The 19925-nt window shown below is 73.9% G+C and carries 17 protein-coding genes and 1 pseudogene; 11 read left to right on the top strand and 7 right to left on the bottom strand.

Translation table 11 applies throughout. The features are described from left to right. Positions 1-105 precede the first annotated feature (105 nt). The 9 genes and pseudogenes from ACSU6Z_RS20000 (at position 106) to ACSU6Z_RS19960 (ending at position 8498) form a co-directional block, all read left to right on the top strand. Positions 106-612 (top strand): protein-tyrosine phosphatase family protein, encoded by a 507-nt coding sequence (locus ACSU6Z_RS20000; protein WP_437047484.1) that lies wholly within the window; start codon positions 106-108, stop codon positions 610-612. A gap of 405 nt (positions 613-1017) precedes the next feature. Then, positions 1018-1450, top strand: a pseudogene (locus ACSU6Z_RS19995) (ATP-binding protein); the annotation flags it as partial. Between the two features lie 181 nt (positions 1451-1631). Then, on the top strand, positions 1632-2039 hold the full coding sequence (locus ACSU6Z_RS19990) for an SH3 domain-containing protein (RefSeq protein ID WP_437047482.1): 408 nt from the start codon (positions 1632-1634) through the stop codon (positions 2037-2039). Between the two features lie 43 nt (positions 2040-2082). Continuing rightward, positions 2083-3450 carry an FtsW/RodA/SpoVE family cell cycle protein gene (locus ACSU6Z_RS19985; protein WP_437047480.1) on the top strand — a complete coding sequence of 456 codons (1368 nt, stop codon included), beginning with the start codon at positions 2083-2085 and terminating at the stop codon, positions 3448-3450. Positions 3451-3466: 16 nt separating this feature from the next. Then, the gene (locus tag ACSU6Z_RS19980; RefSeq protein ID WP_437047478.1) at positions 3467-4924 is read left to right on the top strand and encodes a penicillin-binding transpeptidase domain-containing protein; all 1458 of its coding nucleotides are present in this window, start codon (positions 3467-3469) and stop codon (positions 4922-4924) included. Positions 4925-5244: 320 nt separating this feature from the next. Further along, positions 5245-6183 (top strand): AurF N-oxygenase family protein, encoded by a 939-nt coding sequence (locus ACSU6Z_RS19975; RefSeq protein ID WP_437047476.1) that lies wholly within the window; start codon positions 5245-5247, stop codon positions 6181-6183. A 37-nt stretch (positions 6184-6220) separates the two neighbouring features. Next, the gene (locus tag ACSU6Z_RS19970) at positions 6221-6874 is read left to right on the top strand and encodes a TetR/AcrR family transcriptional regulator (protein ID WP_437047474.1); all 654 of its coding nucleotides are present in this window, start codon (positions 6221-6223) and stop codon (positions 6872-6874) included. A gap of 66 nt (positions 6875-6940) precedes the next feature. Then, positions 6941-7237, top strand: a complete 297-nt coding sequence (locus tag ACSU6Z_RS19965; protein ID WP_437047472.1) for a hypothetical protein — start codon at positions 6941-6943, stop codon at positions 7235-7237. Between the two features lie 103 nt (positions 7238-7340). Further along, on the top strand, positions 7341-8498 hold the full coding sequence (locus ACSU6Z_RS19960) for an NlpC/P60 family protein (protein ID WP_437047470.1): 1158 nt from the start codon (positions 7341-7343) through the stop codon (positions 8496-8498). On the opposite strand, the gene ACSU6Z_RS19955 is transcribed toward ACSU6Z_RS19960, so the two are convergent. From ACSU6Z_RS19955 to ACSU6Z_RS19935, 5 genes are all read right to left on the bottom strand, one after another. Beyond that, positions 8462-9724, bottom strand: coding sequence for a styrene monooxygenase/indole monooxygenase family protein (locus ACSU6Z_RS19955; RefSeq protein ID WP_437047468.1), 1263 nt, complete (start codon positions 9722-9724; stop codon positions 8462-8464). The genes ACSU6Z_RS19960 and ACSU6Z_RS19955 overlap by 37 nt on opposite strands. Positions 9725-9818: 94 nt before the next feature. After that, positions 9819-10457 carry a GTP-binding protein gene (locus ACSU6Z_RS19950; protein WP_437047466.1) on the bottom strand — a complete coding sequence of 213 codons (639 nt, stop codon included), beginning with the start codon at positions 10455-10457 and terminating at the stop codon, positions 9819-9821. Continuing rightward, the gene (locus ACSU6Z_RS19945; protein WP_437047464.1) at positions 10438-10863 is read right to left on the bottom strand and encodes a DUF742 domain-containing protein; all 426 of its coding nucleotides are present in this window, start codon (positions 10861-10863) and stop codon (positions 10438-10440) included. Before ACSU6Z_RS19945 ends, ACSU6Z_RS19950 begins: the two co-directional genes overlap by 20 nt. Continuing rightward, positions 10860-11363, bottom strand: coding sequence for a roadblock/LC7 domain-containing protein (locus tag ACSU6Z_RS19940; RefSeq protein WP_437016346.1), 504 nt, complete (start codon positions 11361-11363; stop codon positions 10860-10862). The genes ACSU6Z_RS19945 and ACSU6Z_RS19940 overlap by 4 nt, the downstream gene beginning before the upstream one ends. Next, positions 11360-14254 (bottom strand): nitrate- and nitrite sensing domain-containing protein, encoded by a 2895-nt coding sequence (locus ACSU6Z_RS19935; protein ID WP_437047462.1) that lies wholly within the window; start codon positions 14252-14254, stop codon positions 11360-11362. The genes ACSU6Z_RS19940 and ACSU6Z_RS19935 overlap by 4 nt, the downstream gene beginning before the upstream one ends. Before the next feature lie 400 nt (positions 14255-14654). On the opposite strand from ACSU6Z_RS19935, the gene ACSU6Z_RS19930 reads away from it, so the two are divergent. Next, positions 14655-15440 carry a protein phosphatase 2C domain-containing protein gene (locus ACSU6Z_RS19930; protein WP_437047460.1) on the top strand — a complete coding sequence of 262 codons (786 nt, stop codon included), beginning with the start codon at positions 14655-14657 and terminating at the stop codon, positions 15438-15440. Positions 15441-15483: 43 nt separating this feature from the next. On the opposite strand, the gene ACSU6Z_RS19925 is transcribed toward ACSU6Z_RS19930, so the two are convergent. Beyond that, positions 15484-15996, bottom strand: coding sequence for a MarR family winged helix-turn-helix transcriptional regulator (locus tag ACSU6Z_RS19925; protein ID WP_437047458.1), 513 nt, complete (start codon positions 15994-15996; stop codon positions 15484-15486). A 275-nt stretch (positions 15997-16271) separates the two neighbouring features. Here ACSU6Z_RS19925 and ACSU6Z_RS19920 point away from each other — a divergent pair, with 275 nt between their 5' ends. Then, positions 16272-17099 carry a lysozyme gene (locus tag ACSU6Z_RS19920; protein WP_437047457.1) on the top strand — a complete coding sequence of 276 codons (828 nt, stop codon included), beginning with the start codon at positions 16272-16274 and terminating at the stop codon, positions 17097-17099. A 76-nt stretch (positions 17100-17175) separates the two neighbouring features. Here ACSU6Z_RS19920 and lon read toward each other — a convergent pair whose 3' ends face one another. Beyond that, a complete protein-coding gene (gene lon, locus ACSU6Z_RS19915) occupies positions 17176-19599 on the bottom strand; it encodes an endopeptidase La (protein ID WP_437047455.1) in 2424 nt (807 codons plus the stop codon). Positions 19600-19925 lie beyond the last annotated feature (326 nt).

The following is a 19925-nucleotide window of genomic DNA, read 5'->3' as shown; positions in this document are numbered from 1 at the left end:
ATGACCATGGGAACAGGCGGGGTGCTCCGCGGGCAAGAACCCGGCTACCGTTGACGGGGACCGGCAGGGGCCGGCAGGAACCGGCGAGGGAACGGGGAGGCGCCGTTGCGGACGCCTGGGAAGCGGCCCGACGTACCGGCCCCGGACAGTCCGTGGAGCGAGATCGCGCCCGGGCTGTGGATGGGCGGGCACGAGTTCCGGAGGGGCGCGGGGCGACTGGAGTCCGCCGTGGTGCGGAACGAGTTCGATCTCGTGCAGACCTTGCTGTGCCTGCCCGGGCACGGGCCGGATCCGGGCGTCGAGCACCATGTCTGGCCGATCCCCGACGGCCCCCTGGACGGGACCCAGCTCGCCGGGGTGATGCGGCTGGCCGAGGCGGCGGACACGGCCCTGGGCGCGGGCCGGAAGGTCCTCGTCCGCTGTTACCACGGGTACAACCGGTCCGGTCTGGTCGTCGCGCAGGTGCTGATCCGGCGGGGCCGGTCCGCCGAGGAGGCGATCCGGCTGGTCCGGGCCCGCCGCTCGCCCTGGGCGCTGCACAACGAACGGTTCGTGGAGTACCTGCGGGCGGGGCTGTCCACGGCCCGGCTGCTGGAGGACCTGACCGAGTGACCGCGCGGGTGCGGACCGGTGCCTGCCCGCGCCTTCCGTGGGGCCTCGCCCCTTCCGTGGGGCCTCGCCCCTTCCGCGGGGCCTCGCCCCCTCCGCGGGGCTCCACGGGTTCCCGCGGGCGCTCGCAGGGACTCTCGGGCCCCACGAGGTCTCGCGGCCCTCGCTCGCCCCGGAGCGCTCACGAATCCAGGGTTCGGGCGCCTCACGGGCGCTCACGGGCACTCGCGGGCGGGCACGGCCCCGCCTCCGTGACGCATCAGACCGTCGGCCGAGCCCGGGAGCGGGCGCTGCAGCGGCTGGAGGAGGCGACGGAGGCCTACGAGGCCGGGGAGACGCTCCGGCGGGGCGCGGGGCTGGACCCGCCGGGGCCGCCCGAGCCGCTGCGGAGGACGGTGGTGGGGGGGCGGGTGGGAGCGGCTGGACGCGGGCACCGAGCGGCTCGGGCCGCTGGCCGAGCGGGCGGTCCGGGCGGCGCGGGCCGCGGGCGCCGGGCCCACCGAGGCCGGGATCGTCCCGGACGTGCCGGCCGAGACGGACCGGCGGCGGCTGGAGCGGGTGCTCGGCGACCTGGTCGCCAACGCGCACCGGCACGGTCGGGTGCCGGTGGCGCTGACCGTGGGCGGGCCGGTCGTCACCGTGCGGGACCACGGGGACGGCTGCCCGGAGCACCTCCTCGCGCGCGGGCCCCGGCGGTTCCGTACGGGGGGGCGGGGCGAAGGGGCACGGACCGGGGCTGACGATCGCGGCCGGCCGGGCGGAGGCGCTGGGCGCGCGGCTGGGGTTCGCGAACGCGCCGGACGGCGGGGCGGTGGCGACGCTGACGCTGCCGCCTTCCTGACCGCCCGCCACCGAACCCCGGGAATCCCCACCGCTACCTGACAGGCCCTCAGCCCGGTGGTCCCCTCCCCGATGGCGCACTGCGGCGGGCGCACCCCGCCTCCCGCTCCTAATGTGGCGATTGGTCACTTCATGTGACCGCAAGCCCGTTCCGGCCCTTTCGCCCTTCAGGAGGTACTCCGATGTCCACGCACCCCTCCCGCGCCGCCGTCCGCCGTCTCGCCATAACCGCAGCCGCCGGCGCGCTCGCCGCCGCGGCCGCCGTCGCCCCCGCCGCCGCACACGACGGCCCGGGGGACGACCCCGGCACCGGCGGTCACAGCGGTGGGAACGGCCGCGGCGGTCATCATGATCCTGGCCGGTACAAGGGGGTCGTCACGGCCGACCGCCTCGCCCTGCGCAGCGCGCCGGACCGCGGTTCCCAGGTCATCCGGTACGCCCACCGGGGCGAGACCGTCTCCATCGACTGCAAGGCCGGAGGCGATTCCGTGCAGGGCAACCCGCTGTGGTACCTCCTCGCGGACGGCACCTGGGCGTGGGGCTCCGCCCGCCACATCGACAACATCGGCCCCGCGCCGCGCTGGTGCTGATGCCCACGGAGCACACAACGCGTCATTTGGGTAAGTTCCGGACATGACGAAGGCCGGAACCGGAATCACCGTGGCGGCGGCGGACGCACCCGTGCGCGCCGCCCGCCTCCCCCGGCGCCGCGGCGTCGAGCTGGCCCTCCTCGTCCTGGCCGTCCTGCTCTGCGTGTTCGGCTACTGCGGCGTGGGCCTCGCCCGGCACGGCACGGTCCCGCCCGGCGCCGCCGGTTACGGCGCCGGGCTCGGCGTGCTGGCCCTGCTCGCCCACCTCGCGGTGCGGTTGCGGGCGCCGTACGCCGATCCGCTGCTGCTGCCCATCGGCGTCCTGCTCAACGGCCTGGGCCTGGTGCTGATCTACCGGCTCGACCTGGAGACGCCGGGCGACCGGGCGGCCCCCACCCAGCTGGTGTGGTCCACGCTGGGGGTGGCGCTGTTCACCGTCGTCGTCCTCCTCCTGCGCGACCACCGGCTGCTCCAGCGCTACGCGTACGTCTGCGTCGCCGCCGCCCTGGCCCTGCTGACGGTGCCGATCCTGTTCCCGGCCGTGAACGGGGCCCGCATCTGGATCCGGATCGCCGGTTTCTCCATCCAGCCGGGCGAGTTCGCGAAGGTGCTGCTGGCGGTGTTCTTCGCCGCGTACCTGGCCGCCAACCGCAGCGCGCTGGCGTACGCGGGCCGCCGGGTGTGGGGGCTGCAACTGCCCACCGGGCGGGTGCTCGGACCGATCGTCGCGGTGTGGCTGGTGAGCGTGGGGGTGCTGGTCCTGGAGCGGGACCTGGGTACCTCGCTGCTGTTCTTCGGCCTGTTCGTCGTCCTGCTGTACGTGGCCACCGGCCGCACCGGCTGGATCGCCGTCGGGCTGCTGCTGGCCTCGCTGGGGGCGGTGGCGGTGGGCCGGCTGGAGCCGCACGTGCACGGCAGGATCGAGGACTGGCTGCACCCGTTCGCCTCGATCGAGGCGGGGCAGGGCCCCAACCAGCTGGCCCAGTCGCTGTTCTCGTTCGCGGCGGGCGGGGTGGCCGGCACGGGGCTCGGGCTCGGCCACTCCTCCCTCATCGGCTTCGCCACCAAGTCGGACTTCATCCTGGCCACCGCCGGGGAGGAACTGGGCTTCGCCGGACTGACGGCGATCTTCCTGCTGTACGCGCTGCTGGTGGAGCGCGGCTACCGGGCCGGCCTGCTGCTGCGCGACCCCTTCGGCCGGCTGCTGGCGGTGGGGCTCGCCTCGATCGTGGCGCTCCAGGTGTTCGTGATCGCCGGCGGGGTCACGGGACTGATCCCGCTGACCGGCATGGCGATGCCGTTCCTGGCGCAGGGCGGGTCGTCGGTGGTCACCAACTGGGCGATCGTGGCGCTGCTGATCCGCGTCAGCGACTCCGCCCGCCGCCCGTACGACGGACGGGTGGCGCCGTGAGCGGCGGGGAGGCCCTGTGACCCGGTACATCCGGCACGCCGCCGCCTTCTGCGTCCTGCTGCTGGCCGCCCTGCTGGTGAACGCCGCCCGCGTCCAGATCGTGCAGGCCCCCTCCTACGAGTCCAACCCCGCCAACCGCCGCCCGGAGATCGCGCGCTACCAGCAGCCGCGCGGCGACATCCTGGTCGGCGGCGAGCCCGTCACCGGCTCCCGCGACACCGGCGAGCACCTGCGCTACGAACGGACGTACGCCGACGGCCCGCTGTACGCGCCGGTCACCGGCTTCGCCTCGCAGGAGTACGGCACGACGCTGCTGGAGCACGCGGAGGACGGGGTGCTGTCGGGCACGGACCCGATGCTCGCGCCGTTCCCGCTGTGGAGGGACGGCGCCCGGGACCGCAGCCCCGGCGGGAACGTGGTGACCACCGTCGACCCGGCCGCGCAGCGGGCGGCGTACCGGGGGCTGGGCCGGCGCAAGGGGGCGGTGGCCGCGATCGAGCCGTCCACCGGCCGGATCCTGGCACTGGTGTCGACACCGTCGTACGACCCCGGGGAGCTGTCCGGCAACGGCGCGGCCGCCACCCGCTCCTGGTCCCGGCTCAACCGCGACCCGGACCGGCCGATGCTGAACCGGGCGGCGCGGCAGACGTATCCGCCGGGTTCGACGTTCAAGGTGGTCACCGCGGCGGCGGCGCTGGACGCGGGCGTGGTGCGGGACCTGGACGCGCCGACCCGCTCCCCCGACCCGTACACCCTGCCCGGGACGCGGACCAGGCTGACGAACGCGGCGCGCGGATGCGCGAACGCCTCGCTGCGGGAGGCGTTCGAGTGGTCCTGCAACACGGTCTTCGCCAAGCTGGGCGTGGACGTGGGCGTGGCGCGCATGGCGTCGACCGCGCAGGGCTTCGGCTTCAACGACGGCGACCTGAGGATCCCCTACTCCGTCGCGCGCAGCACCTTCGAGACGTCGATGAACCAGGCGCAGCTGGCGCTGTCGTCGATCGGGCAGTACAACACGCGGGCCACGCCGCTGCAGATGGCGATGGTGGCGGCGGCCGTGGCGGGCGGGGGGCAGGTGCGGGAGCCGTACCTGGTGGAGCGGACGGTGCGGGCGGGCGGCGGCACGGTGGCGACGGCCGGGTCCCGTCCCGCGCGGCAGGTGATGCACCCGTCGACCGCGATGCGCCTGAAGGAGCTGATGACCGACGTGGTGGAGAACGGCACCGGCGCCAGGGCCGCGATCCGCGGGGCCCGGGTGGGCGGCAAGACCGGCACCGCCCAGCACGGCGTCGGCAACTCCGGCCTGCCGTACGCCTGGTTCGTCTCCTGGGCGCAAGGTGAACGGGACCTGGAGCCGAAGGTGGCGGTCGCGGTGGTGGTGGAGGACGCGGCGGCCGACCGGGCGGACATCACGGGCGGCGGGGTGGCGGCGCCGATCGCGCGGGCGGTGATGGAGGCGGTGCTCGCCCCCTGAGCCCCGTCCCGGCGCCCTTCGGGCGATACCGGGCCCTGCCCCGGACCGGCGCCGGCGCGGAACACCGGGCCGCCGGACCGCGGCGCGAGCGCGCTCGCCGAGCCCGATGGCCACCTCCCGGACGGCGTCCGGCCCGTCCGGCGCGGCCGGGCCGTCACGGGCCGCGCCGTCGGCCCCCCTCCCGTCTTTACTCGCGGTAAACAAGTCCCGCCCAGGGGATTGACGCACTTGCTGACACACAGTCTCATAAGACCAGTGAGTGACCGCGGGTAACACCACGCGGTCCCCGACGCGATCCCGTACGACGAGGTGGGACAGTCATGACGACCCTGACGGAAGCCGAGGCGCTCGAAGGGCTGCGCGACGCGCTCGGCCTGCTCAAGGACCGCGAGCAGGTGGCCGAGCGGCTGCTCGACTCTTCCGCCAAGCACTCCTTCGACCCGGACAGGGAACTGGACTGGGACGCGCCCTTCGAGGAGGGCAAGTGGTTCTGGCCGCCGGAGCTGGTGTCGCTGTACGACACCCCGCTGTGGAAGCGGATGAGCGAGGAGCAGCGCGTCCTGCTGTCCCGGCACGAGGCGGCGGCGCTCGCCTCGCTCGGCATCTGGTTCGAGCTGATCCTGATGCAGCTTCTGGTGCGGCACGTCTACGACAAGGCGGCGACGAGCGCCCACGTCCGGTACGCGCTGACCGAGATCGAGGACGAGTGCCGGCACTCGAAGATGTTCGCCCGGCTGATCCAGCGCGGCGACACGCCGTGGTACCCCGTCAGCCGCGTCCACCAGCACCTGGGGCGGGTGTTCAAGACCGTCTCCACCACGCCCGGCTCCTTCACGGCCACGCTGCTCGGCGAGGAGGTCCTGGACTGGATGCAGCGGCTGACCTTCCCCGACGAGCGGGTGCAGCCGCTGATCCGGGGCATCACGCGGATCCACGTGGTGGAGGAGGCCCGGCACGTGCGGTACGCGCGTGAGGAGCTGCGCCGCCAGATGGTGACGGCCCCGAGGTGGTCGCGGGAGTTCACCCGCGTCACCTCCGGCGAGTTCGCCCGCGTCTTCTCCGTCGCCTTCGTCAACCCCGAGGTGTACACGAACGTGGGGCTCGACAAGCGGGAGGCCATGGCCCAGGTGAAGGCCAGCGCCCACCGCCGGGAGGTCATGCGGACCGGCGCGAGGCGGCTGACGGACTTCCTGGACGACATAGGCGTCCTGCGGGGCGTGGGGCGGCGGCTGTGGCGGTCGTCGGGGCTGCTCGCGTAGGAGGCCCCGCCCAGGGGCAGCGGTTACCCTGCGGGCCATGACCCCGCAGGCCCCCACCCCCGCCTACCGCAGGCTCAGCGTCGAGGAGCGCCGCAGCCAGCTCCTCGACGCCGCGCTGTCCCTCTTCGCCCACCGGCCGCCCGAGGAGGTCTCGCTGGACGACGTGGCGGAGCGGGCCGGGGTCTCGCGGCCCCTGGTGTACCGGTACTTCCCCGGCGGCAAGCAGCAGCTGTACGAGGCCGCCCTGCGCTCGGCCGCCGACGAGCTGCGGTTGTGCTTCGACGAGCCCCCCGAGGGGCCGCTGCCGGCCCGGCTCTCCCGCGCCCTGGACCGCTACCTGGCCTTCGTCGGCCGGCACGACGCCGGCTTCAGCGCCCTGCTGCGCGGCGGCAGCGTCGCCGAGACCTCGCGGACGTCGGCGATCGTGGACGGCGTGCGCCGGGCCGCCGCCGCGCACATCACGCGCCACCTGGGGGTCGCCGACCCCGGTCCCCGGCTGCGGATGACCGTCCGCATGTGGATCACGGCGGTGGAGGCGGCCTCGCTGATCTGGCTGGACGAGGGCAAGCAGCCGCCCGCCGAGGAGCTGCGGGACTGGCTGGTGGAGCAGTTCGCGGCGGCGCTGTCGGTCACCGCCCGGCGCGACCCGCAGACGGACGCGCTGGTGCGGGCCCTCGCGGCGGACACCTGACCGTCCCGGTGCCGGGTGCCGGACGTCCGGCCGCCCCGGCGCCGGGGGATGCCCGACACTGGTGCCGTGAAGAGCGAAGACACCCCCTTCGAGGGCGGGCCCATGGACGGGCGGGTGCTGCCCGTGCTGGTGGGGATGACCGGCCATCCGCCGAAGACCTACCGCATCCCCGTGCCGGCCCCGGACGGCGGCCCGCCCACGGTGCTCGTCTACCGGCGGGTGCCGCGGGAGGGGGGCCGGATCGGGTTCGCCCGCTGGAAGTACCGGTACGACCCCGAGGGGGAGCGGGGCTCCCGGCGCCGTTGGCCCTGGTCGAAGCCGGACGCCGCGCCGGGCGGCAAACCGGAGGACACCGACGGGTGACCCCGTTGCGCCGAACCGCGCACACTCGGCGCGCGGACGGCGCGTGAGCGCCTGATGCTCGCGGTGCGGAGCGGACGGCCCGCTGCGCACCGGAGGTGATGAGGTGTCAGGGAAGCTCCTGCGTCTGGCCTGTACGGCGGCGGTGGCGGCCGGGATCGTCCTCGCGCCCCCCGCGCCCGTGCCCGCCTCGGCCGGACCACGGCCCGCGGAACGGTCTGTCGCCGAGCTGCTGACGGATCTTCAGAGACTGTACCGGGAGGCCGAGAAGGCTACCGAGGCCTACAACGCGACCGAGGAGGAGCTGGGGAGGCAGCGCGCCCGGGCCGAGCGGCTGGACGCCGCGCTGGCCCGGACCCGGCTGTCCCTGCGCGAGCGCCGCGAGGCGGCGGGACTGCTGGCCCGCCGCCAGTACCAGAGCCGCAGCGACATCTCCCCTTACGTACGGCTGCTGTTCGCCCGCGACCCGCAGCGCGCGGTCGACCAGGGGCAGGTGATCGGGCAGCTCGCGCGGGAGCGGGCCGAGGCCGTGGCACGGCTGACCGGCAGCGAGCGCAGGGCCGGTGACCTGGCCCGCCGGGCCCGCGAGGCCCTCGACGAGCGGCTGGCCCTCGCCGAGCGGCGCAGGAAGGAGCGCGACGCGGTCCGCGAGCGGCTGCGCAAGGTCGAGGAGCTGCTCGCCTCGCTCAGCGCCCGGCAGCTGGCCGCGCTCGCCGAGCTGGAGAGGAAGGGGATCGCGCGGGCGCAGGAGCGGTTCCTGGCGTCCGGGGCGCTCGGCGACGACGGCAAGCCGTCCGCGGCGGGTGCGAGCGCGGTGCGCTTCGCGGTGGAGCAGCTCGGCAAGCCGTACGCGTGGGGAGCGGAGGGGCCGGGCGCCTACGACTGCTCGGGGCTGACGTCCCAGGCGTGGGAGCGGGCCGGGGCGGCGATCCCGCGGACCAGCCAGGAGCAGTGGGCGCGGCTGGAGCGGGTCGGGCTCGGCGAGCTGCGCCCCGGCGACCTGGTCGTCTACTTCCCCGAGGCCACCCACGTGGCGCTGTACCTGGGCGGCGGGATGGTGGTGCAGGCGCCGCGGCCCGGTGCCCGGGTCAAGGTGTCGCCGATCGCGGCCAACCCGATCCTGGGGGCGGTCCGGCCCGACCCCGGCGGGGAGCCTGTGCGGCGGTACACGCCGCCGAGGCTCCCCGCCGGGGCGGCCCGGGGGTCCGACGAGGGGTACGCCTCCGGTCACGCGCCCGCGGCGCCGGAGACCTCCATCAGGTAGGCCTCGGTCTTCTGCGGGTCGTAGAAGAAGTTCTCGAAGTCGGCCGGGTTGTTGAAGCCGTTGGCGAAACGATCCGCCACCGGCTGGAGCTGACCGGCGGCGCCGATCAGGTTCAGGACGTGCTCCGGCGGCGGGGCGAGCATGGTGTTCGTCCACTTGGTGACGTGCCGGGCCGTCTCCCAGTAGCGGTCGAAGGTCTGCTGCATCCACTCCTCGTCGAACGGCTTGTCGCCGTGCTCCAGGATGGAGGCGAGGTAGGAGGCGGCGCACTTGGACGCCGAGTTGGAGCCCTGGCCGGTGACCGGGTCGTTGGCCACGACCACGTCGGCGACGCCGAGGACCAGGCCGCCGCCGGGCAGGCGGCCGACCGGCTTGCGGACGGTGGGGGCGTAGCGGCCGGCGAGGGTGCCGCCGGCGTCGGTCAGTTCGACCTTGGTGGCCCGCGCGTACTCCCAGGGGACGTACCGCTCCATGAGCTCCAGGGTCAGGGAGAGGTGCTCCGAGGGGTCCTTGACGTCCTTGAAGACGTCGAGCGGACCGCCCGGTACGCCCTCCCAGAACAGGATGTCGGCGCGGCCGGAGAGGGTGTAGGTCGGCATGACGAACAGTTCGCCGACGCCGGGGACGAGGTTGCAGCGGACCGCGTCGAAGTCCGGGTGCTCCGGGCGCGGAGCCAGTCCGTGGACGTACGCCACCGCGAGGGCGCGCTGCGGCTCGCTGTAGGGCGAGCGCTCGGGGTCGCGGGCGAACATCCGCACCAGCTCGCCCTTGCCGGCCGAGACCAGGACGAGGTCGTAGGCGCGGGAGAAGTAGTCCAGGTCGCCGACGGCCGCGCCGTGGATGACCAGCTGGCCGCCGCGCTGGGCGAAGGTCTCCATCCAGCCCGCCATCTTCACCCGCTGGTCCACCGACTGGGCGAACCCGTCGAGCCGGCCCACCCAGTCGATCGCGCGGGCCGCGGGGCCCTCGGCCCAGGAGCCGGGGGCGGCGACCGAGACGCCGAGCCCCTCGATCTTCGGGGCCCGGGGCTCCCAGAAGTTCAGCTTCAGGTCGCGCTCGTGCTGGAGGGCGGTGTGGAACATGCACTGCGTCGACATGACCCGGCCCGCGCGGATCTCGTCCGCGGTCCGGTTGGACATCAGGGTGACCTCGTACCCGTGCGACTGGAGGCCGAGGGCGAGCTGGAGGCCGGACTGGCCGGCTCCGACGACGAGTATCTTCCGCATGCGGGGTTTGTCTCCTAGGGGGACGGGACGGGGAACTGCCACGGGCCGGTCCGGGACCGCGGGGAGGTCCCGGAGGGCCGGGGAGGGCCCGGGGCTATTCGGGGGTCTCGTCGAGCGCGTGGCCGACGAGGGCCAGGAGGGTCTCGATCACCGAGATGCGGCGCCGCGCGTCCATGATCAGCACGGGTATGTGCCGCGGGATCGTCAGCGCCTCCCGCACGTCCTCCGGCTCGAACAGCTCGCTGCCGTCGAAGTGGTTCACCGCCACGACGTACGGCAGACCGCAGCTCTCGAAGTAGTCCAGGACCGGGAAGCAGTCCTTCAGACGGCGGGTGTCGGCCATGACGACGGCACCGATCGCGCCGCGCACCAGGTCGTCCCACATGAACCAGAACCGCTGCTGGCCCGGCGTGCCGAACAGGTACAGCACCAGGTCGTCGTCGAGCGTGATGCGGCCGAAGTCCATGGCCACCGTGGTGGTCAGCTTGTCCGGCGTGGCGGTGAGGTCGTCGTGGTCCTCGCTCGCCTCGGTCATCAGCGCCTCGGTCTGCAGGGGCGTGATCTCCGAGACGGAGGTGACCAGCGTGGTCTTGCCGACGCCGAAGCCGCCCGCCACCACGATCTTCGTGGCGATCGGAGCGCGCGTGCGGTCCGTCTGCCAGGGCTGTGACGGCTCGTCCTCGACGAGCGGGGAGACGCCGAAGGAGGCGGCATCAGAGACGGCGGAGTCCACCCAGCACCCTTTCCAGCAGCGCACGGTTGGGGCGGCCCGTCCCGTGGCCGGTCCCGGTTCCGTACACACGGATCTTTCCCTGGTCCGCGAGATCGCTGAGGAGGACGCGGACCACACCGAGCGGCATCTTCAGCAGCGCGGCGATCTCGGCCACCGTACGCATACGGCGGCACAGTTCGACGATGGCCTGCATCTCCGGCATCACGCGGGAGGAGAGCGAACCGTTCGTCAGTTCCTTGCGCTCGTCGGCGGCCTCGAGGGCGGCGGTCGTCCCCACGAACGTCTCGACGAGCAGGACGTGGCCGAAGCGGGTCCGGCCGCCGGTGAGCGAGTAGGGGCGCACGCGGGCGGGCTTGCGGTCCGCGCCGCGCACCGGGAGCTGTTGTTTCTTCTGCACGCTGCTCATCGGGCGGCCTCCGTCGGCTCTGCCTCCAGGGACTTGCGGAGCTCGTTGCGGAGTTCGGGCGTCAGGACGTGGCCGGCGCGGCCGACGAACAGCGCCATGTGGTAGGCGACGACGCTCATGTCGCAGTCCGCGGAGCCGTGGACGCCGAGCAGCGAACCGTCGCTGATCGACATGACGAACAGGCTTCCCTCCTCCATGGCGACCATCGTGTGCTTGACCCCGCCGTAGTCCATCAGGCGGGCGGCACCGACGGTCAGGCTGCCGATGCCGGAGACGATGGTGGCGAGGTCCGCGGAGGAGCCGCGCGGTCCGGTGCGCCGCTCCCCCTGTGCCTGGCGGGCCGCGTTCTGCTGTCCCTGGTCGGAGGAGAGCAGCAGCAGGCCGTCGGAGGAGACCACCGCGACCGAGAGGATGCCGGGCACCTCCTCGACGAAATTGGTCAGCAGCCAGTGGAGATTGCGGGCTTCACTGCTCAGTCCGAAGGTACTGGGCGCGGTCAACTGGTTGCCTCCTCGACGGTGCCCCCCGTGGCTTCTTCGGATGTGGCCGGCCGAGCTGTCTGGGTGGTCGGTACCCGGTTCTGTGCGGTCTGTTCGGCGATCTCCGCCTCCACGTCGCGCCGGCCGGCCTCCGCTCCCCGATGGAAGCCGCCCAGCCGGCGGCGCAGGGCCTCGGCGTCGACGGACCCCGTGCGCGGGTGCGGGGCCGAGGCGGGGGTAGTGATCTTCGGGGTCCGCTTGGGCAGACCCTTGTCGGTGACGGGCTCGTCCGGTTCGTCCGGCTCGCCCGGCGCGTCCGGGTCGTTCGGCTCACCCGGATCGCTCGAATCGTTCGGCTTGTTCGGCCCGTCGGGAACGCGGTCGTGCGCCGGTTCCGTCTCGGAGGCGTGGTCGGCGGCCGCGGGGCGCGGCGCCTGCGGGGCGCGCGCGGACGCCGGGAGCAGGAGCTCCATGGTGGTCTCGGAGGGAGTCTCCAGGCCCTCGGCCGGCTGCCGCCCGGCGCCTTCCGAGGGGGAAGCCGCGGGCTCCGGTTCCGCTACGGCGGTCTCCCGCTCCGCCGCCGTGCCGGCCGCCTGCTCGGCGGCCTGCTCCGCGGCCTCCGAGCGCCGTACCGCCCGCTCCGCCAGCGACACCAGCGGGTCGCCGTCCTCCGAGCGCCCGTGCAGGACGTTGGAGTTGACCTCGGCGGCGGCGCCCGGCAGGGAGACCGTCTGGGTGGTGTCGACACCGGTCCGCTCCGGCGTCGGCAGCTTCGGGGAGGCCGGCTCGGCGGCCAGCAGCGCCGTCGGCAGGACGACGACCGCGGCGACACCGCCCTGCTTCTGCTCCCGCAGCTGCACCCGGGCGCCGTGCCGGTGGGCCAGGCGGGCCACGACGTACAGGCCGAGCCCGAGCCCGTCCTCGCCGTCCTGGTCGTAGGGGGCCTCCGGGTCGAAGTCGCTCAGGCGCGCGTTGAGGCGCTCCAGCCGCTCGCCGGTCATGCCGATGCCCTCGTCCTGGACGGAGAGCATGACCTCGCCGTTCTCCAGCAGCCAGCCGGAGACCTCGACGGGCACGTCGGGCGGGGAGAACGAGGTGGCGTTCTCCATGAGCTCGGCCAGCAGGTGGGACAGGTCGTCGGCGGCGAATCCGGCGACGTGCGCGTGCGGCGGCAGGGAGGCGATGCGGACGCGCTCGTAGCGCTCGATCTCGCTGACCGCGGCGCGGACGACGTCGACGAGCGGAACCGGGTGGGCGGTGTGCTGGATGTGCTCGGTGCCGGCGAGGACGAGCAGGTTCTCGTTGTGCCGGCGCATGACCGTGGCGAAGTGGTCGAGCTTGAACAGGACGGACAGGCGCTCCGGGTCGTGTTCGCGCTCCTCCAGGCCCTCGATCACGGCGAGCTGGCGCTCCACCAGGCCCAGGGTGCGCAGGGCGAGGCTGACGAAGGTGGAACCGATGCTCTTGCGCAGGGTCTCCAGCCGCGCGGTGGATTCGGCGAGCTCGGCGCGCAGCTCCTCGCGGGCGTCGGCCATCTTCTGCCGCTGGCCGACCAGGTGCTTGCGGTCGGCCTCCAGCGTGGTGACGCGCTCGGCCAGGGCGGCGGCGTGCGCGTGCAGGGCGTTGACCGAGCGGACGACCTGGGCGAACTCGTCGTTGCGGCCGGTGAAGGCGACGGGCTCCTGGGTGGCGGGGTTCTCGGCCTGGGCGAGCCGGGCCGAGCCGCGGCGCAGCACCGCCAGCGGCCGGGTGAGCGAGCGGGCCATGCCGGTGGCGACACCGACGGCGAGCAGCATCAGGGCGCCGAGGACGGCGATGCGGATCTCCAGCGCGGTGACGTCGTCGTCGCGCAGCCGCTCCAGGTCCTTGGTGCGGCGGTCGTACAGAGCGGCCTCGGCGCCGCGCATCGCGTCGATGCGGGCGGACAGCGCCGCGTCCAGCCGCTTGACGCTGGTACCGAGGTCGTCGTCGGAGAGGGTGGGGGCGTCGGTGAGGGCGTCCAGGTACTTCTCGGCGGAGTTGACCTCGGGGCCGGTGACCGTGGAGTCGAAGCTCTCCCGGGCCGGCTTGGGCGCGGCCTCGCGGAAGGCGGCGAGGGCGGCGTCGGAGCGCACCCGGGCCTGCTGCGCGGCGGCGGCCAGGGCGGCGCGCAGCTCGGTGTCGGCGTCGGAGGACGCGCCGGTGGTCGTGGGCAGTCCCGTCATCGGGTCGATGACGGTCTGGGTGCTGTGCGGCACGTCGAGGGCGGCCAGGAGCAGACCGCGGGCGGCGGCTGCCTGCTGGACGGCGGAGTCCAGCTCGGCCAGGGCGTGGGCTCCGGCACCCGCCCGGGGTGGCATCCGCTCCGCCAGCCGCTCGGCGAGCCGGTGCAGGTCGGTGATGACGGCGGAGTACGCCTCGTGCGCCTGGAGCGCGGTGCTCTTGCCGGTGAGCGCGGACCGGCGCAGGGCGGCGATGCCGTCGAGTTCCTCGCGCAGGGAGGCGGGCGTGCCGGAGTCGGCGCGCAACTCCTCCACCTGCCGATCCACGCGGGCGCTGTGCTGCTCCGAGGGCGCCTTGGACCGGGGGCGGCCGGCGGCGATGTACGGGGTGACCTCGTCCCGCTCGTCGGCGAGGGAGTGGGCGAGCGCGAGGGCGTCCTCGGTCCGCTCGGCCAGGGTCACCAGGTCCTGGCTGTCGCTCAGTTGCCCCGAGGCGGCCACCACCGACGGCACGCCGGCCCCGGCGATCGCGGCGGCCACCACCGCGACGGCGACGATGAGGCGGTTGCGCACGTGTGTCGGGCGACCCTTGCCGACGGGAGCGCTCGGGATGCCGGGGCCGTGGCTGCCGGAGGTCTGCTCCGCCCCCTGCGCGGGGGCCGTTTGCTTGCCTGTGCGACGAGGCCGCGTCTTCTGCACCGGTGCTCGCATTCCTGAACTCGTGTACCCGTGGACCCGGGTGGCGCTCCGTCAACCGACCGGTCGGCGCGTACACCCTCCCCCAAGCTCTCGGCAGGAGCGGGGCGGCCCCCCAACCGGTCCCCGACCCTCCCAGTGCCGGTGGGCGCTGCACACGCATCGCCTGTCCCGCCACCCGAAGGAGTGAACATCGGAGGCGAGTTGGGGAGCAAGTTTCCCCGGCCGACGCGACGGCCTTGCGCGGTACGCCGGTTGGACGTCCACGGCGGGCGGTGGCAATATTTGCCGCCACGTCTTGCCAGAGTATCGCGTTCCAGCCCAAATCCGGCACCTGACCTGCGCTTCCATGTCGTTCGCACAACCGTCGCGGGCCTTTCGCGGACAGCGTGAAGACCTCGTGCAGACTGGCCCGGTGCGTACGGAACTCATCACGCGGCCGGGTGACCCCGATCGGCCCAACGAGGACTTCGCCGGTGTCGGACTACCGGCTTGCGGACAGGGCGGTTCGCTCGTCGTGCTGGACGGGGTCACGCCGCCCCGGGGCGACACCGGCTGTTCGCACACGGTCCCCTGGTTCACCGCGCGCCTCGGCGGAGCCCTGACCGAACTGACCGTTTCACTCCCGGATGTTCCCCTCGCCGACGCCCTGTCCCGCGCGATCGCGCGTACCGCGGAGACACACGCCGCATCCTGTGACCTTTCTCACCCCCGGACCCCGCAGGCGACGGTCGTCCTGGCGCGCTGGTCGGCGGAGGCGGTGGAGTACCTGGTGCTGTCCGACTCGGTCCTGCTGGCCGGGTCCCCCGACGGCGCGGTCACCCCGCTCCTGGACGACCGGCTGGCCCGCCTGCCCCGCGCCGCCCTGGCCACGGACGCGCTGATCGACGCCACCCTGCGCAACAGGGAGGGCGGCTTCTTCACGGCCGCCGCCGATCCGTCGGTGGCGGCGCGCGCGGTGACGGGGGTCCTGCCGCGCGGGGAGGTGAACGCCCTGGCCGCGCTGACCGACGGGGCGGCCCGTTGGGTGGAGACGTTCCGGGAGGGCGACTGGACGGACTGCTTCCGGTTCGTGCGCAAGGCGGGGGCGCAGGCCCTGGTGGACCGGGTGCGGGAGCTGGAGCGCGCCGACGCGGAGCGGGTCTTCCTCGGCCGGGGCAAGACCCACGACGACGCGACGGTGGTGTACGTGGAGCTGTAGCCGCCGAGGGCGGGGAGGCCGCCCGGCGGGTCCCCGGCCGGGGCTACTTCTCCATCCCCCGGTTCAGCCGGTGCAGCAGCCGGGCCAGCTCCCCGACCTCGCGCGGCTCCCAGTCGGCGAGCCGGCCGGCGTACCGGGCGCGGCGCGCCTGCCGCACCCGGGAGACCCGGTCGTGGCCCTCCGGGGTGAGGGCGACCAGCCAGGCGCGGCCGTCGGCGGGGTCGGGCTCGCGGGCGACCAGGCCCAGCTCCTCCAGGGCGCGCAGCTGGCGGGAGATCGTGGCCTTGCCGACGCCGATGTAACCGGCGAGATCCGTGGCCCGCTGCCGGCCGCACTCGTCCAGCCGCACGAGGATGCCGTACGCGGCCGGCTCCAGGTCCGGGTGGACCTGCCGCGCCATCTCGCCCTGGCTGGCCCGGGCGCGCCGCAGCAGCACCGTCAGTTCGCGCTCCAGCGCCAGGAACTCGGGCTGGTTCACACCACTGCCGGACGCCCTTCCGGAGGGGGCGGCCCCGGGTTCACCCCTGTGTCCGCCGTCGTTTCCGTCTTCCCGCACGTCGGTCCCCGCCTCGGTGGTTCCGTTCCTGAAAGTTTCCGCCGCACGCCGTCTGCACCGCAGCTCCGCAAGTATTTCGCAGGCGTAGACCAACGGCGGCTCCCGGCCCCCTTCCCCCGGGTCGTCTACGTGCGTAGCTTCTTCGTCAGGCAACGACCGGCATGCCCACGCCACCGGGTGGCGGACGGGCCGACGACGCCCCGTCCTCCCCCCGCCGCGATCCCGGCAGGCCCGCACTCCCCATCGAGCACCACCGAGCCTTCGGAGGCACGTCCATGCCCGTGCACAGATCCGGAACGGCCCGCACCCGGCGTCTGACCGCCGCCGGAATCCTGCTCGCCGCCCTCTCGCTGCTCCTCACCACGCCCGCCCGGTCCGCGCCGGACGCCGCCACCCCGCCCCGCGGCTCCGCCCACATGGGCATGGGCGTCCTGGCCCACGACGGGCAGCACGGCACTCCCGTCCCCGGCGACGCCACCCAGACCGAGGGCGTCGACGTCTCCAGCCACCAGGGCAACGTCGCCTGGTCCAGCCTGTGGAGCAGCGGCGTGAAGTGGGCCTACGTCAAGGCCACCGAGGGCACGTACTACACCAACCCCTACTTCGCCCAGCAGTACAACGGCTCGTACAACGTCGGCATGATCCGCGGCGCGTACCACTTCGCCACCCCGGACACCGCCGGCGGCGCCGCCCAGGCCAACTACTTCGTCGACCACGGCGGCGGCTGGTCCCGCGACGGCAGGACGCTGCCGGGCGCCCTCGACATCGAGTGGAACCCCTACGGGGCCGCCTGCTACGGCAAGACGCAGAGCCAGATGGTCTCCTGGATCCGCGACTTCCTGAACACCTACAAGGCGCGCACCGGCCGCGACGCCGTGATCTACACGGCCACCAGCTGGTGGACCCAGTGCACCGGCGACTACGGCGGCTTCGCCACCGCCAACCCGCTGTGGATCGCCCGCTACGCCTCCACGGTGGGGACGCTGCCGGCGGGCTGGAGCTACTACACCATGTGGCAGTACACGTCCTCCGGCCCGATCGTCGGGGACCACAACCGGTTCAACGGGGCGCTGGACCGGGTGGTCGCGCTCGCCAACGGCTGACCGGCCCTCCCGCGCGCACGGCGAAGGCCCGGGCTCCCTCGCGGGGCCCGGGTCCTCGCTCGTCCCGCCGCATCCGTCACACCGCGACCGGGACCTCCGGCTCCGCGCCGCTGGTGGCCGGCGTCAGCGCCAGCTCCAGCACCTGGCGGACGTCGGTCACGGCGTGGACGTCGAGCCTGTCCAGCACCTCGGCCGGGACGTCGTCCAGGTCCGGCTCGTTGCGCTTGGGGATGATCACCGTGGTGATGCCCGCCCGGTGCGCCGCGAGCAGCTTCTGCTTCACCCCGCCGATCGGCAGCACCCGGCCGGTCAGCGAGACCTCGCCGGTCATCGCCACGTCCGTGCGGACCAGGCGGCCGGAGAGGAGGGAGGCCAGGGCCGTGGTCATCGTGATGCCGGCGCTCGGACCGTCCTTGGGGACCGCGCCGGCCGGGAAGTGGATGTGCACGCCCCGGTCCTTCAGGTCGCCCACCGGCAGCTCCAGCTCGGCGCCGTGGGAGCGCAGGAAGCTCAGGGCGATCTGCGCGGACTCCTTCATCACGTCGCCCAGCTGACCGGTCAGGGTCAGGCCCGCCGCGCCCGTCTCGGGGTCGGCGAGGGACGCCTCGACGTACAGCACGTCGCCGCCCGCGCCGGTGACCGCCAGCCCCGTCGCCACGCCGGGGACGGAGGTGCGCCGCTCGGCCGGTTCCTGCGCGGACTCGGGGACGTGGTGCGGCCGGCCGACCAGGTCGCGCAGCTCGGCGTCGGTGACGGTGAAGGGCAGCTCGCGGTCGCCCAGCTCGTGCTGGGCCGCGATCTTGCGCAGCAGCCGGGCGACGTACCGCTCCAGGTTGCGCACGCCGGCCTCGCGCGTGTACTCGCCGGCCAGCTTGCGCAGGGCGCTCTCGTCGACGGTGACCTCGTCCTTGTCCAGCCCGGCCCGCTCCAGCTGGCGCGGGAGGAGGTGGTCGCGGGCGATGACGACCTTCTCGTCCTCGGTGTAGCCGTCCAGGCGGACGATGTCCATGCGGTCGGCGAGCGCCTCCGGGATGGCCTCCAGGACGTTGGCGGTGGCCAGGAAGACCACGTCCGACAGGTCCAGTTCGACCTCCAGGTAGTGGTCCCGGAAGGTGTGGTTCTGCGCCGGGTCCAGGACCTCCAGCAGGGCCGCGGCCGGGTCGCCACGGAAGTCGGAGCCCACCTTGTCGATCTCGTCCAGGAGGATCACCGGGTTCATCGACCCGGCCTCCTTGACCGCCCGCACGATCCGGCCGGGCAGGGCGCCGACGTAGGTCCGGCGGTGGCCGCGGATCTCGGCCTCGTCGCGGACGCCGCCGAGGGCGACCCGGACGAACTTCCGCCCCATGGCGTGGGCCACCGACTCGCCGAGGGAGGTCTTGCCGACGCCGGGCGGGCCGACCAGCGCCAGCACGGCGCCGCCGCGCCGCCCGCCGACGACGCCGAGTCCCCGCTCCGCGCGCCGCTTGCGCACCGCCAGGTACTCCGTGATCCGCTCCTTGACGTCCTCCAGCCCGGCGTGCTCGGCGTCGAGGACCTCCTTGGCGCCCTGGATGTCGTACGCGTCCTCGGTGCGCTCGTTCCACGGCATCTCCAGGACCGTGTCGAGCCAGGTGCGGATCCACGAGCCCTCGGGGGACTGGTCGGAGGCCCGCTCCAGCTTGTCGACCTCCTTCAGCGCGGCCTCGCGGACCTTCTCGGGCAGGTCGGCGGCCTCGACGCGGGCGCGGTAGTCGTCGGACTCCTCGCCCTCCTTCTCGCCGTTGAGCTCGCGCAGCTCCTTGCGGACGGCCTCGAGCTGGCGGCGCAGCAGGAACTCGCGCTGCTGCTTGTCGACACCCTCCTGGACGTCCTTGGCGATGGTCTCGGCGACGTCCTGCTCGGCGAGGTGGTCGCGCAGCTGCTGGGTGGCGAGCCTCAGGCGGGCGATCGGGTCGGCGGTCTCCAGCAGCTCCACCTTCTGCTCGGTGGAAAGGAACGGCGAGTAGCCGGAGTTGTCGGCGAGCGCGGAGACGTCGTCGATGGCCTGGACGCGGTCGACGACCTGCCAGGCGCCGCGCTTCTTCAGCCACGCGGTGGCGAGGGCCTTGTACTCCTTGACCAGTTCGGTGACGTGGCCGGGCAGCGGGTCCGGCACGCTCTCGTCGATCCGGGTGCCCTCGACCCACAGCGCCGCGCCCGGGCCGGTGGTGCCGGCGCCGATCCTCACGCGGCTCCGGCCCCGGATGAGGGCGCCGGGGTCGCCGTCGGCGAGCCGGCCGACCTGCTCGACCGTGCCCAGCACGCCGGTGGCGGCGTACGTCCCGTCGATGCGCGGCACCAGGAGGACCCTGGGCTTTCCGGGGTCGGACTTGGCGGCGGCCTGCGCGGCCTCCACCGCGGCGCGCACCTCGGAGTCGCTCAGGTCCAGCGGGACCACCATCCCGGGCAGCACCACCTCGTCGTCCAGCGGCAGCACGGGCAGGGTGAGCGGTGCGGACGCTGCGGAGTCAACAGCCATGATCTCCCCTTCGGCAGTCAAGTTGAGTTATGCCGACTCAATGCTCATGAGCCGGTGATTGTTCCCCCAGCCCTGTTCGCTCTGGGCGATCAGGACTGCCGAAGCCAAGAGGACACTCATGCGCTGCTTGTGTAATGGTCGGAATCAATAACCAACCATTACCCAGTGGGGAGGGTGCCGCGCCGGACGTCGTGCAGCCCGAGTGGACGGCCGCAACACCCCGACCGGCGCGACCGCGGTCGCCGGCCGGACCGGGACCTCCGCGTCCACCGCCCGTCCCCCTGTCACCCGCCCGCGAAATTCCGTCCCGAGCCGCAGGCGAAGTG

The organism is Streptomyces sp. enrichment culture, from assembly GCF_964273145.1.
Taxonomy (GTDB): Bacteria; Actinomycetota; Actinomycetes; order Streptomycetales; family Streptomycetaceae; genus Streptomyces.
The sequence above is the reverse complement of the archived record's forward strand: the minus strand, read 5'-3'. Positions and strand labels throughout refer to the sequence as shown.